13 protein-coding genes are annotated in these 13,296 nt (G+C 70.2%); 4 read left to right on the forward strand and 9 right to left on the reverse strand.

All coding sequences use genetic code 11. The features are described from left to right. Window positions 1–21: 21 nt before the first annotated feature. The 3 genes from BLU79_RS34555 to sigJ all read right to left on the reverse strand — a co-directional run bounded on the left by BLU79_RS34555 (window position 22) and on the right by sigJ (window position 3,359). Window positions 22–801, reverse strand: coding sequence for a hypothetical protein (locus tag BLU79_RS34555; protein WP_093909928.1), 780 nt, complete (start codon window positions 799–801; stop codon window positions 22–24). A 165-nt stretch (window positions 802–966) separates the two neighbouring features. Next, complete coding sequence (locus BLU79_RS34560; protein WP_093909929.1) at window positions 967–2,436, reverse strand: cytochrome bc1 complex cytochrome b subunit; 1,470 nt, start codon at window positions 2,434–2,436, stop codon at window positions 967–969. Next, complete coding sequence (sigJ, locus tag BLU79_RS34565) at window positions 2,433–3,359, reverse strand: RNA polymerase sigma factor SigJ (protein WP_093909930.1); 927 nt, start codon at window positions 3,357–3,359, stop codon at window positions 2,433–2,435. The genes BLU79_RS34560 and sigJ overlap by 4 nt, the downstream gene beginning before the upstream one ends. A 222-nt stretch (window positions 3,360–3,581) precedes the next feature. Here sigJ and BLU79_RS34570 point away from each other — a divergent pair, with 222 nt between their 5' ends. The 3 genes from BLU79_RS34570 to BLU79_RS34580 all read left to right on the forward strand — a co-directional run bounded on the left by BLU79_RS34570 (window position 3,582) and on the right by BLU79_RS34580 (window position 6,329). Continuing rightward, entirely contained in the window at window positions 3,582–3,827 is a 246-nt protein-coding gene (locus BLU79_RS34570; RefSeq protein WP_093909931.1) for a hypothetical protein, read from the forward strand. Window positions 3,828–3,830: 3 nt separating this feature from the next. After that, window positions 3,831–4,208, forward strand: a complete 378-nt coding sequence (locus BLU79_RS34575) for a toxin Doc (RefSeq protein ID WP_093909932.1) — start codon at window positions 3,831–3,833, stop codon at window positions 4,206–4,208. Between the two features lie 504 nt (window positions 4,209–4,712). Continuing rightward, the gene (locus BLU79_RS34580; RefSeq protein ID WP_093909933.1) at window positions 4,713–6,329 is read left to right on the forward strand and encodes an RICIN domain-containing protein; all 1,617 of its coding nucleotides are present in this window, start codon (window positions 4,713–4,715) and stop codon (window positions 6,327–6,329) included. A gap of 149 nt (window positions 6,330–6,478) precedes the next feature. On the opposite strand, the gene BLU79_RS34585 is transcribed toward BLU79_RS34580, so the two are convergent. The 5 genes from BLU79_RS34585 to BLU79_RS34605 form a co-directional block, all read right to left on the reverse strand. Then, window positions 6,479–7,456: a 2-hydroxyacid dehydrogenase gene (locus tag BLU79_RS34585; protein ID WP_093909934.1), complete on the reverse strand. Its 978-nt coding sequence runs from the start codon at window positions 7,454–7,456 to the stop codon at window positions 6,479–6,481. Beyond that, complete coding sequence (locus tag BLU79_RS34590; protein WP_093909935.1) at window positions 7,453–8,622, reverse strand: lactate 2-monooxygenase; 1,170 nt, start codon at window positions 8,620–8,622, stop codon at window positions 7,453–7,455. The genes BLU79_RS34585 and BLU79_RS34590 overlap by 4 nt, the downstream gene beginning before the upstream one ends. A gap of 73 nt (window positions 8,623–8,695) precedes the next feature. Next, window positions 8,696–9,391, reverse strand: coding sequence for an alpha/beta fold hydrolase (locus tag BLU79_RS34595; RefSeq protein ID WP_093909936.1), 696 nt, complete (start codon window positions 9,389–9,391; stop codon window positions 8,696–8,698). Next, a complete protein-coding gene (locus BLU79_RS34600) occupies window positions 9,388–10,941 on the reverse strand; it encodes a purine-cytosine permease family protein (protein ID WP_177001292.1) in 1,554 nt (517 codons plus the stop codon). Before BLU79_RS34600 ends, BLU79_RS34595 begins: the two co-directional genes overlap by 4 nt. A 294-nt stretch (window positions 10,942–11,235) precedes the next feature. Continuing rightward, a complete protein-coding gene (locus BLU79_RS34605; protein ID WP_093909938.1) occupies window positions 11,236–11,787 on the reverse strand; it encodes a hypothetical protein in 552 nt (183 codons plus the stop codon). Between the two features lie 337 nt (window positions 11,788–12,124). Between BLU79_RS34605 and BLU79_RS34610 the strand changes: the two genes are divergently transcribed. Beyond that, on the forward strand, window positions 12,125–12,559 hold the full coding sequence (locus BLU79_RS34610) for a protease inhibitor (RefSeq protein WP_093909939.1): 435 nt from the start codon (window positions 12,125–12,127) through the stop codon (window positions 12,557–12,559). A gap of 139 nt (window positions 12,560–12,698) precedes the next feature. Here the strand turns inward: BLU79_RS34610 and BLU79_RS34615 are convergent, their stop codons facing one another. Continuing rightward, window positions 12,699–13,121, reverse strand: a complete 423-nt coding sequence (locus tag BLU79_RS34615) for an STAS domain-containing protein (RefSeq protein ID WP_093909940.1) — start codon at window positions 13,119–13,121, stop codon at window positions 12,699–12,701. Window positions 13,122–13,296 lie beyond the last annotated feature (175 nt).

A 13,296-nucleotide genomic window follows, 5' to 3' on the forward strand; every position in this document is an offset into this window, starting at 1 on the left:
TCCGGCGGTGACGGGCTGCCGCTACGAGGCGGTGTTCCTGACCGGGAGGTCCTTGCTCGCGCCCGCTATGTAGTAGTCCTTGGGGGCCGAGAAGAGCACGAACTCGCGGTCGTACGCGCGGATCCTGGTGGTGATGGTGAAGTTGCCGTCAGCGTCCGTGGTGGTCTGCGCGTGGTACTCGCTCTCGTAGTACTGCCGCAGGAAGACCCGGGTCCCGGCGACCGGTCCGTGCCCGGCGGGCCAGGTGACCTTGCCGGTGACGGTGAGGCGCATGCCGGGGTGCACGATGAGGTTGCTGACGCGGTACGTGAGGGAGCTCGTGACGGGCTCGACGTTCACGGCGGTGTCCGCGAACGCCATCTGGCCGTCGGTGGGGTCCGTGTCGTGCATGGCGCGGAACCGCACCTGGTGGCGCGGGGAGAGGTAACGGCTCGGCTGGTCCTCCCAGCGGTCCGCCGGGACGTCCTCAAGGGCGAACCGTCCCTTGGCATCCGTGCGGACCGTGCCCAGGCTGCGGGTCTCCCACTCCGTCGGGTCGATCGGGTCGCCCCACGGGTTCCAGGTGTCGAACAGGACGGACTGCTCCAGCTCGACCGGCGTGTCCGCGGCGGGCGTCCCGTCCGGCCGGGTCAGGGTCCCGGTCAGGTCGACCGTGCGCTGGTCGAAGTCGGTGGTAGCGGTGCTGCTGGTGAGGGTCACCGTGTAGTCGCGGTCCGCAGAGTGGGCGGACGGTACGACCACCGCGCCGGCGAGCAGGGTGAGGGCGGCGACCGCGGTCGTCCGGGTGGCTGTTAAGCGCATGTGCACGTGAACTCCGTTGGAGATGAGGCTCGTTGTCGTGCCGGGAACATGTGGTGGTGTGCCGGCATGGGGTGTGACAGCGGGGCATCACCCGGGGTTGTAGGGGCCGTCGGGACGGGACGGCCCCGGTACATGCAGTACGACCGTTGGTCGCCGCCCGTTTCCCTACGGTTCGTTCTCGACGAGCTCGCCGGGTCGCTCGTGGGCGGTGAGGGTGTGCAGTTCGGCCAGGCTCAGCGGCTCGTGCACCTCGACGTACGCGCCGTGCGGAAGCCGCTTGATCACGCCGGTCTCCCGGCCGTGCAACACCCGTTCCCTGTCGCGGAGTTGAAGCCCGAGACAGATGCGGCGGGTGACGACGAACACGGTCACCGGGACGACCAGCGCGGCGATACGGATCGCCCAGGTCACCGTGTTGATCGACAGATGGAGCCGGGTCGCCACGATGTCGTTGCCGCCGCCCGCCAGCAGGATCAGATAGAGGCTGATCCAGGCCGCGCCGATCCCCGTGCGGACGGGACGGTTGCGGGGACGGTCGAGGAGGTGGTGCTCACGCTTGTCACCCGTGATCCTGGCCTCCAGGAAGGGGTACACGCCGATGAACACCAGCAGGAGCGGGAAGACCACGACCGGGATCAGCACCCCGAGGACGAGCGTGTGGCCCCACAGCGTGATCTCCCAGCCCGGCATGACGCGGACCAGGCCCTCGGCGAAGCCCAGGTACCAGTCGGGCTGGGCGCCGGTGGAGACCTGGTCGGCGCGGTAGGGGCCGTACGACCAGACCGGGTTGATCGTCGCCACCGCCGCCATGAACGTGAGCGCGCCGAACACCAGGAAGAAGAAGCCGCCCGCCTTCGCCAGGTACACCGGCATGAACGGGGCGCCGACGACATTGCGTTCGGTACGTCCGGGGCCCGCGAACTGGGTGTGCTTGTGGAACACGACCAGCAGGAGGTGCGCCACGATCAGCGCCGCCATGATGCCGGGGATCACCAGGATGTGCAGCGAGTAGAAGCGCGCCACGATGTCATGGCCCGGGAACTCGCCGCCGAACAGGAACATCGAGAGATACGTCCCGACGATCGGCACCGACAGCAGCGCGCCGTTCACGAACCGCAGGCCCGTCCCCGACAGCAGGTCGTCCGGTAGCGAGTAGCCGAAGAGGCCCTCGAACATGCCGAGGAACAACAGGGACCAGCCGAAGAGCCAGTTGACCTCCCGGGGCCTCCGGAACGACCCCGTGAAGAAGTGCCGCATCATGTGCGTGAGCATCCCGGCGACGAAGACCAGCGCCGCCCAGTGGTGCAGCTGCCGGATCAGCAGCCCGCCGCGTACGTCGAAGCTGATGTCCAGCGTGGAGGCGTACGCCTCGGACATGCGGACGCCGTTCAGCGGGAGGTAACTGCCGTGGTACGTCACCTCGTTCATCGACGGATGGAAGAAGAAGGTGAGGTACACGCCCGTCAGGATCAGGACGACGAAGCTGTACAGGCAGATCTCGCCGAGCAGGAAGGACCAGTGGTCCGGGAAGACCTTGCGCAGGTACTTCCGGCCGAGGGAGTGGATGCCGAGCCGCCCGTCGAACCAGTCCGCGACCCGTTCACCCCTGCCGGGCGGCAGCTCCCGGGTGCTCATGCCCCCTCCCTGCGCACATGCGTCAGCTTGTCCGGGTTGCTGATGACGTAGACGCCCGACACCCGCTCGCCGTCCGGCGTGAGGTCCAGGACCAGGACGGCATACGGCTCCTCGCCCTGGAACAGCATCACCGCGTCGTCGCCGTTGACCCGCCGGTAGCGCAGCTGGAGGTGGCCCCCACCGCCCCTCTTCGCGTACGAGCCGAAGAACCGGACCGCCTTGTCCCGTCCCCGCACGGGACGCAGCGCCGCCGGCTTCCGCTTGCCGCCGCCGTCCGTCCACACCGTCACGTCCGGTGCGAGGATCTCCATCAGCTCGGCGATGTCGCCGCCCACCGCGGCCCGCACGAACCGCTCGGTCGCCTCCCGCCGCACCCGCGGATGCGCCTCGTACAGCGGTCGCCTCGCGTGCACATGCTCCCGGGCGCGATGCGCCAGCTGCCGTACCGCCGCCGGGCTGCGGTCGATGATCTGCGCGATCTCCGTGTGGGGATACCCGAACACCTCGTGCAGCACGAACACGGCGCGTTCCAGCGGCGTCAGCGACTCCAGCACGACCAGCATCGCCAGTGACACCGACTCGGTGCGCAGGGCCGGGTCGTCGGCCCCGGCACCCTCGCCGTCCGCGACCAGCGGCTCGGGCAGCCACGGGCCGACGTACGTCTCCTGGCGACGGCTGATCGCGGACCGCCGGGTCAGCGCGTGGTTCACCGCGATCCGCACGAGATACGCCCGCGGGTTCGCGACCCCGTCGAGCGGCGCACCCCTGCCGCGCGCCGTCCACGAAAGCCAGGTCTCCTGAAGGACGTCCTCGGTGTCGGCGACGCTGCCGAGCATGTTGTAGACGACGCCGAACATCAGCTCACGGTGGCGGACGAAGACGCCGGTCGCGTCGTCGGTGACGGGTGCGGGGGTGTCGGACATACGGGGGCCTCCCAGTGCGTGCTCACCACTGCGAGGGCCGGCGGGGGCCTGAGTGTGACATCCCAGGGGGCGAATGTGACCTACGTCTCGGGACCGTCGTAGGGGTGGTCCGGTGAGCGGCCAGGTGCTCGACCGAGCGTTCCGTGTCCCCTCGGTACCGTCGTGCATCACACTTGACCTGCACGTATTTACGGGTAAGTACCCGAGCGGTACCGTGAGGGCATGCCAGCTCTCAACGTGGAGTTCAGCGACCGCGAGCTAGAGGACCTGCGGCAGATCGCCAAGGAACGCGGTACGTCGATGAAGGCACTCGTGCGCGAGGCCGCCGCGGCCGACATAGCCCGGCACCGTGCGCTGCAGGAGGGCGCCGAGGCGTTCCGTCGGTTCTTCGCGTCGCACGCCGACGAGTTCGCGGCCGCCTTCCCTGACGACGAACCGTCCGCCAAGGGCGCGGGACGGGCTGCCTGACCGATGGCACCAGTCCTCCATATCGACGTGCCCTGGCTGCTCCAACGGCACGAAGAGGTCCTGCCGGACCAGCCCACGATCAACGACTTCTCCGCGTTGGTCGCCGCCGTCGCCCGCCATCGCGTGGATCCGCCCCGCCTGGGCGTCGACTCCGACCCGGCCTGGCGAGCCGCCGCGCTGCTGCACACCCTCGCCCTGCTCAAGCCGCTTCCCTCGGCCAACGCCCGCTTCGCCTGCGCGTCCGCGGTGGCCTACATGTTCGTCAGCGGCGTCGGCATCGACCCGCCCTACGGCGCCCTCGTCGACCTCGCCCGCGACCTGATCTCCGGCAAGGTCGACGTGTACGGCGCGGCCGACCGGCTGCGCTCCTGGCAGATCTGAGACCCGTCGGCCGGGCGGACCCGTTCGGCCCGCCCTCGGGGCCGCCGACCGAGGGCGGGAGGAACGGGGTCGGCGGCCCATGTCGCGCAGGAGAGCCGCCGGTCCTGCGCGGGGCCTTCCGAGGGGCCGCTTCCAGTGGACTACGCCGGTGCACGCGCTGGGGAGCGTGCGTGGTGCTCCGGCGTGTGCGTGTGTTTCACACGGGGCGCATGGAATGTCGAAAGCTCGCGCAGGTGCGGCGAGTTGCCGCCGAATCTGACTTTCTTTCAAAGGTGCGGATGTTGCCCAAGTGCCTTGTTGGTCATGAGTGTGCTGTGCAAGGGTGAACTACCCGTGGGGGGTGGAAAAGGCTGGGGCTCATTCGTTCCGTGGGGAACCGGGACGGATGGACGTTGGTGAATTCGCGCTCCCCGCGCTCACGCCGAAAAGGTACACACCAGACCGCTCCGCCTTTTCGGCCACCAGACCTTCTGAGTCACCTGCGCGTGGGAAGGATTCCGTTCAGTGCCCACCCCCCACCCCCCTCGCCCCCCTTACCCGCCGCCCGGCGGGGTTCCCGAGGAATCCGACGAAGGTCTCGCCGCCCGGCTGCGGGGCCGTCCGGACAACGAGGCCGCCCCGTCCGTCGCGCTGCTCATGGCGCGGCACTGGCAACCGGCCCGCGAATACGCGGTGATCTGTCTCGCCGCTCCGTCAGGCGCCGCGGACATGGTGACCGCCGCCGCCTTCCACCAGGTCCTCGACCGTCTGGCGCTGGGCGAACCGGCCGCCGCGCTACGGCCCCGGCTCCTTGTCGCCGTCCGGGACACGGTCCGGCAGTGGTCGGCCGAAGACCAAATAGCGGGCGTTCTGCCGGAGCTGGCGAAACCCGCGGGCGGCCGCGGTATGCGAACGGCGAAGTCGATGACGCCCGAAAATCGGAAGCTCGCCGATCGGTCATTCCAGGCGCTTCCGGGACTTGCCCGATGTCTGCTCTGGCATACCGAGGTCGAAGCCGAGCCGCTAAGCATCCCGGCCGGTCTGTTGGGCATGGATACCGTTACCGCCTCGGCCGCCCTCGAACAGGCGCGTGATAAATTCCGTGAAGGTTGTGTACATGCCCATCGGGAACTCGCGCCGACGAAGGATTGCCGGTTCTACAACCGCCTCCTCGACGTCCCGATTCGTCGAGGCGGGGCTCTGCTGCCGGATGTCCAGCAGCATCTGACGGAGTGCCGCTACTGCCGTAACGCCGCCGAACAACTGAGCCATTTCGAGGGCGGGTTGGGCGGGCTCATCGCCGAGGCGGTGCTCGGCTGGGGCGCGCGCCGCTATCTGGACACCCGTCCGGGCCGTACACAGACCGACGGCACCCACGCGCGAGGCTCCGCCCGGCACGGCGCCGGACGACGACGCCTCCTGTCGCGCATCCCCATGCAGGTCCGCAGACCCGCCGGCGGACCGCGCTCCTCGCGGACCCTGCTCACCGGCGTGGGCCTGGCCTCCGCGGGGCTGATCGCGGCCATGCTCGCCGCCGGCCTGCTCTCGGACGACGACGGGGTCGACCCGGCCGCCTCCGCCACCGGCGGCGGCACCGGAACCCAGCTGCCGCCCGCGGTGTCCTCCTCACCGCCCGGCACGGCCCAACTCCCCACCGCACCGCTGCAGTCCAGGCTGCGCAACACCGACGCCGACCTGTGCCTCGACATCCGGGGCGAACCGAAGGCGGGTGCCGGGACCGAGCTGGCCGAGTGCTCGGCCGACGACACCCAGCAGTGGTCGTACGAGAAGGACGGCCTGCTGCGCAGCGTGGCGGAACCCGACCTGTGCCTGGACTCGCACATCGACGCCGGTGTGGTGATCCTCGGCAAGTGCGCCGACGACGACGCGAAGCGGGCCGAGGACGTGCGCTACGACCTCACCGTGCAGGGCGAGTTACTGCCCCGCTGGGACGACCAGCTGGCCCTCGCGCCCACCGCGTCCGACGCGGGCTCCGACATCGTCGTCAAGGTCCGCGACGGGTCCGACGCGCAGCGCTGGCTCACCGATCCGGTGGCGTCGGCGAGCCCCGGCTCGCTGTCGAGCGGGGAGACCGAGACACCGGCGGCGCGGGCTGTGAGGTTGGCGGAGGAAGAGGTGTAGACGCTTTGCTGGTGGTGCCGGGTGCGTTGTCGGTTGTCTGCGGCGCCGTGGGGGCTGGTCGCGCCCGCGCGGCGGAGCCGCATATCGAGCACAGCCCCGCGCCCCTGAGGGCGTTGCCGACCCGTCGGCAGAAAGTTCGCCGGGCCTGCTCAGTCCACGACATCCTTCGGCGCGCCGCCCGCTAGGAAGCCGGTTACATTCTGGACCGCCGCCAGGGCGGTCCGTACGATGGTCTCGCGCGTGACGCCGCCGGCGTGTGGGGAGAGCACCACGTTCGGGGCGCGGAGCAGGCGGAGGGCCGGGGTGGGGGGTTCGGGGTCGAAGACGTCGATGCCTGCTCCGGCCAGGGCGCCCTTCTCCAATGCGTCCGCCAGGGCGTCCTGGTCGATCAGGGCGCCCCGCGCGGTGTTGATCAGGAACGCCGTCGGCTTGAGCAGTGCCAGCCGGTCGGCGTTCAGCAGGTGGCGGGTCTCGTCGGTGAGCGGGGTGTGCAGGGAGACGTAGTCGGCGGTGCTCAGCAGGTCGTCGAGCGGGACGTGACGGGCGCCGCCGAACTCGGTCTCCGTCTCCGGGGGCAGTCGGCGTCGTCCGGCGTAGACGACGCTCATGTCGAACGCGACCGCGCGACGGGCGACCTGTCGTCCGATCTGGCCCAGGCCGACGATGCCGAGCGTCTTGCCGCACAGTTCGGTCAGTGAGTTCTGGAGCCGGGGGAGTGCCCAGTCGGCCTCGACGAGCGCGGTGTGGGCCGGGATCAGCTGCTTGGCCAGGGCGAGCATGAGGGCGAAGGTCTGCTCGGCGACGTTCTGTGCCTCGGCGCCGCTGGAGCCGATGTTGCACACCCGCACTCCGCGCTCGCGGGCCGCGTCCACGTCGACGTAGTCGAAGCCGTGGCTCGCGCACTGCACCAGCGCCAACTCCGGTGCGGCGGCGAGGTGTTCGGCGGTCACGGGGGCGAGCGCGGTGATGACGACGTGGGCGGAGCGCAGGGCCGCCGGGTCCTCGTCGGCCGCCTCGACGACCGTGACGTTCGCCCCCTCGGGGAAGAGCGTGGCGAGGCCGGCTCCGATGCCACGGCCGCCCACGTGGGGCGAGATGACGGCGAGGACGTTCTTGGCGGCGGTCATACGGATTCCTCGATGAGGTCGGCGGGGCCGATGGTGGCGGGGGTGGCGTGCCCGGACAGGGCGAGAGTGAGATCGAGTTCGGCGAGCAGACAGCGGATGACGTGCTCGACGCCCGCCTGTCCGTCGAGGCCGAGCCCGTAGGCGTACGGCCGTCCGACGAGCACCGCCTTCGCGCCGAGGGCGAGCGCCTTGAAGACGTCGTCGCCGGTGCGGATGCCACTGTCGAACAGCACGGTCAGGCGGTCGCCGACCGCCTCCACGACCCGGGGCAGGGCGTCGGCCGCCCCGACGGAGCCTGCCACCTGGCGGCCACCGTGGTTGGAGACGACCACTGCGTCCATCCCGGCGTCGGCGGCGGCGCGGGCGTCGTCCGGGTGCAGGATGCCCTTCAGGACGATCGGGCCGTCCCAGTTCTCCCGCAGGAACGCCAGGTCCGGCCAGGTCTTGGCGGGGTCCGAGAACATGCCGACGAAGTGCATGACGGCCGCGTTCGGGTCCTCCAGCACCGGCTTGGCCAGGCCTGCCTGGAACGCCGGGTCGGAGAAGTAGTTGGCGGTGCCCACGCCGTGCAGGAACGGCAGATAGGCCTGGTCGAGGTCGCGTGGCCGCCAGGCCAGCATCGGCGTGTCCAGGGTGACGACGAGCGCGGTGAACCCGGCCGCCTTCGCCCGGGCGAGGAAACTCCGGGCCACCTCCGGGTCCTTCGGCCAGTACAGCTGGAACCAGCGTTCGGCGTCGCCCATCGCCTCCGCGACCTGCTCCATGGGAGTGCTGGACGCCGACGAGAGGGTGAACGGCACGCCCTGTGCGGCGGCGGCCCGGGCTGCCGCGCACTCGGCGTCCGGGTGCATGATCGAGAGCACTCCGACCGGCGCCAGTGCCAGCGGAGCGGGCAGGGAGCGGCCCAGCACCTCGACGGACAGATCCCGTTCGTGTACGTCCCGCAGCATGCGCGGCACGATCCGGCGCCGCCCGAGGGCCGCCCGGTTGGCGCGGGCGGTGCTGCCGTCACCCGCGCTGCCCGCCACATAGCCGACGGGGCCGGGGTCGAGCCGTTGCTCGGTCAGCTCCTCCAGCCGGGTCAGATCGGTGGGCAGCCGGGGTACGGCACCCGTCATCCCGTTCAGGTAGATCTCGTACTGGAAGTCCGCCCAGTGCTTGCCCATGCGTACGCCCCGCCTCTCGTCACTGAGAACGCGCTGTACGCCGACCATACCGACCGGTAGGCGGGGGAGTGGATCAGGGGGCCGTCACCGACTCGTGCAGGATCTGGGCCAGTTCGCGCGGCTGGGAGAACATCGGCCAGTGGCCGGTGTTCATGTTCACCAGGTCCCAGCGGTCGCTCTTGAGGAGCTCGGCCGCGGCACCCCACGGTTCGTCGCCGTCGAGGAGGCACTTGATGTACGTCCCCGGAAGCTTGCCGAGGTCGCCCGTGAGTACGGCCGGTTCCGTTGCCGTGGCACCCGGGTGCGGGGTGGAGCCGTTCACGATCCGGGCGATCTGCTCGTCCGTCAGGCCCTGCCCCGCGTAGTCCTCGGCGGTCTGCGGCGGCCAGAAGCCGGTCGCGGCGATCGCCCCCCGCACCTCGTCGCTCGGCCAGCCGGAGAGGGACGACTCTCCGTCGACCGGGACCATGGCGTCGACGAACACCACACGGGTCAGCCGGTCGCCTATCCGCTCGGCCGCCTGCCCGACCGGCACGCCGGAGTAGCTGTGTCCGACGAGGACGACGTCCCGCAGATCGAGGCGCTCGACCTCACCCACGATGTCCTGAACGTGCGTCTGCTGCCCGGGCGTCGGCGCGCCCCGCTTCTCGGCGAGTCCGGACAGGCTCAGCGGATGGACGCCGTGTCCGGCCGAGCGCAGCTCCGCCGCCACCTCGTCCCACGCCCACGCCCCGAGCCACGCCCCTGCCACCAGTACGAAGTTGGTCATGCCCGCAACGTAGCGGAGGGGTCTGACAACGGCTCCGCGTCGGCCTTCGCACCGGGCCCGGTGATCGGTGGCACCGGCACCTCGACGGTCCTGGCCAGCCGCGCACCCTCGGGCCCGTACACCGCTCGCGGTTCGGGGAACAGCCGCAGCAGCGCCAGGAACAGCACGGCCGCGACGGCCAGCGACAACGGCAGGCTGATGTCCACCCCGTTCGCGAGATCGCCCAGCGTGCCGACGAACTGGCCCGGGATGTTGGTGAACAGGACGCCGATCACGGCCGCCACCCACCAGGCGGTCATGCCCCGCCAGTTCCAGCCGTGCGCGAACCAGTACCGGCCGCCGCGCTGACGGCGGTTGAAGACCTGGAGGGCGTCGGGGTCGTACCAGCCGCGCCGGGTCCAGTAGCCCAGCATCATCACGACCATCCACGGCGTGGTGCAGGTGATGATCATCGTGGCGAAGGTCGAGATCGACTGGACGAGGTTGAGGCCGAACCGCCCGACGAAGATGAACGCGATCGACAGCCCGCCGACCAGCAGCGTCGCCTGCACCCGCGACAGCCGCGGGAACACCGACGAGAAGTCCAGCCCGGTCCCGTACAGCGCGGTCGTGCCCGTCGCCATACCGCCGATCAGTGCCAGCAGACACACCGGCAGGAAGTACCAGCCCGGTGAGATCGCCAGCAGCCCGCCCACGAAGTCGGGCGCCGCAGGATCGACGTACTCGGGAACCTTCGTGGCGATGATGCTCGCGGTCCCCAGGCCGAAGAGGAACGGCAGCAGGGTCGAGATCTGCGACAGGAACGCGGCGCCGATCACCTTGCGGCGCGGGGTGCTCGCCGGGATGTAGCGGGACCAGTCGCCGAGGAACGCCCCGAACGAGACCGGGTTGGAGAGCACGATCAGGGCGGCGCCGATGAACGACGGCCAGAACAGCGACTGGGTCGCCGCGTCCGCGGAGTCCGTGAAGACGCCCGCGTACGACGGGTCGAAGTCACCGGCGAAGGCGATCACGCCGATCAGGAAGAGCACGCTCGCCGAGGGCACGGCGATCTTGTTGACGAACAGCATGAAGCGGAAGCCGTACACGCAGACCGCGAGGACCAGTCCCGCGAACAGGGCGTACGCGACGACGTACGACAGATTGCCGCGCGTCAGTCCGAAGAGCCGGTGCGCGCCGCCGACCAGGGCGTCGCCCGAGCTCCACACCGAGATCGAGAAGAACGCGACGGCCGTCAGCAGGGAGAGGAAGGAGCCGACCACGCGGCCGTGCACGCCCAGGTGCGCGGAGGAGGAGACGGCGTTGTTGGTGCCGTTGACCGGTCCGAACACCGCCATCGGGCAGAGGATCAGCGCGCCCACCACGACCCCGAGCAGCGTGGCGGCGAGGCCCTGCCAGAAGGAGAGGCCGAACAGGATCGGGAAGGCGCCCAGGACACAGGTGGAGAAGGTGTTGGCGCCACCGAAGGCGAGGCGGAACAGATCGAGCGGGGTCGCCGTGCGCTCGGCGTCGGGGATGCGGTCGACGCCGTGGGTCTCGACCTCGGTCAAGGAGGGAGCGGGGGTGGGGGCGGGGGAGAGGGGTGGGGGCTGAGAGGCCTTCGAGGGCTGCGGGTCCTGAGACGACTGCGGGGACTGCGAGGACAAGGGGGGGCTCCAGCGGGGACGGGACGGTGGAGCGCGTTGTGGCGCGGCGGGGGCGAGGGCCGGTGCCTGCCGCTGGGGTGTGCGGGCAGCGCGGATGCCGTCCTCTCGGGATCTGCAGACGGTACGGCCGGGCGCGAGATCCGCACCAGAGGACGGTTCATCCATCTTCGGTGCGCCGAGTGGACGAAACCTCCATCATCAGTCGCTGTCCGTGGGCGCGTCCTCCGGCTCCGCGTCCGGTCCCTGTGCCCGCACCCGCTGGACGTTCTCCAGGGAATCGCGCAGTTCGGCGAGCCAGTCGTCCGTGTGCCGCTGGACCAGCCGGACGCACCAGGCGAGCGCGTCGCTGCGGCTGCGGGCGACCCCGCCGGCGATCAGGGTGTCGAGGACCTGGCGCTCGGGCTGGCGCAACCGGGTCATCACCGGCGCGGCGATGTGCGTGAACAGGGCGCGCTCACCGTCGCACTCCACGCCCCAGGACACCTTCCGGCGGAACCGGTGCTCCGCCTCGCGGGCCACCCCGATCCGGGTCTCCCGGGTGCGCTCCCGGAACTCCTGGATCCGGCCCTCCACGGCCGCCTCCCGCTCGGCGGCCGAGACGTCCTCGGCCAGGTGGGGAGCGGGGATACGGCCGATCACGGTGATCTCCTCGCGGTCGACCGTGACCTCGGTCAGTTCCTCGAAGAGGTCGTCCGGCAGACGGCCGGCGAACCAGCCGCGCAGCTTCTGTCGTTGTTCGCTGGTAATCATGTAATGACGATTACTTCGGCGCTTCATGAACACAAGGGGCAGGCGGCGAGTCAGCCGAGAGCTCAATCGGAGGGCCCAATCGGAATGTTTCAGGCCTATTAATCAGCGTGCGAAAACCGGCCACGAGGCGACTTGGAACGATCAAGAGCCGCCAAGTTTCGGCGTTGGAACGTTCGAAGTCCGTTACTTCACGCCACTGATTCAATACGCAAGGTTACTGAAACCCGTGGTGTCGATGTGAGTTTCGGCGGCGGACTCGGCAGACTCCCGCTCGTCGCTCCGGCACCGATCGCGTCGGAGTCGACACACCCTCAACTCGAGCGGAAGGATGCACACAATGCGGAACACCGCGCGCTGGGCAGCGACCCTCGGCCTCACGGCCACCGCCGTCTGCGGACCCCTCACCGGATCCGCCCTGGCAGCCCAGGACGCCACCCCCGCCTCGCTCTACGCCCCCTCGGCCCTGGTGCTCACCCTGGCCAACGGCGACAGCGCCACCGTGACCACGCCGGTGCGCGCGGTCACCCTGAGCTGCGCCCCGACGGCTTCCGGCACGCACCCGGACGCCATGTCGGCCTGTGTCGAACTGCGGGGCGTGGGCGGGGACTTCGACGCGCTGAGAGCCAGAGACGGCGTGCTGTGTACCAAGCAGTACGACCCGGTGATCGTCACGGTCGACGGCGTCTGGCAGGGCAAGCGCGTCTCCTATGAGCGCACCTTCGCCAACGAGTGCGTGAAGGGCTCCTACGGGACGAGCCTCTTCGCGTTCTAAAGGACCGGGATCGCATGGCCCCGTGCAGTTCGGCAGAGGCGCGCGGATGGGGAGTGCGCGTCCTGCCGTGAGGCCCCCGCGATCTCGTACCGGGGGTCGGTCGGGCGGAGTGGGGCCGCCCGGCCGACACCTCGGATCGCTACGGAGCATCACCGTCCTCCCCGGGGATGCCCGCCAATGGCGCGAACCGGTCCAGCAGGCCGGCACCGCGCAGCAGCCGCCGTATCCGCGGTGCGTCGGAGACGATCCGGAGGCGACCGCCCCGGTCCCTGGCCCGCGTCTCGGCCCGGCACAGCACGCGCAGTCCCGAGCAGTCGAAGAAGTCCACCCGCCGCAGATCGACGAGCACGTCCGGCTCCGGTCGCGCGGTCGCCGCGTCCAGGTGCTCGGCTGCGAACACCGCGGTCGCCAGATCGATCTCGCCCAGAACCTCGACCACGGTGAACGGGCCGCATCTACGGGTGCGGGCATGACTGTTCGCCGGGGGTGGCACGTGGCGGAGTGGGTCCGCCGCCTTTTCCTCGGTCGGATTGGGGGCGCGGTCGTCGGCGTCCGGCGTCATGTCCGCTCCACCTCGGCAGGGGGGCATTTGATGCGGGTAGTTACCCGGAGGCGGGGGTCGGCATCCCCGCCGCGCCGTGCGCAAGATCTGGTTCACTCGACCTGATGAATTCAGTCCAAAGTGATTGACTTTTCATCCCATTTGTCGAGCATCGTCCTCTCCGGGCGGTCGACGG

Source organism: Streptomyces sp. cf386 (assembly GCF_900103585.1).
Lineage (GTDB): Bacteria > Actinomycetota > Actinomycetes > Streptomycetales > Streptomycetaceae > Streptomyces.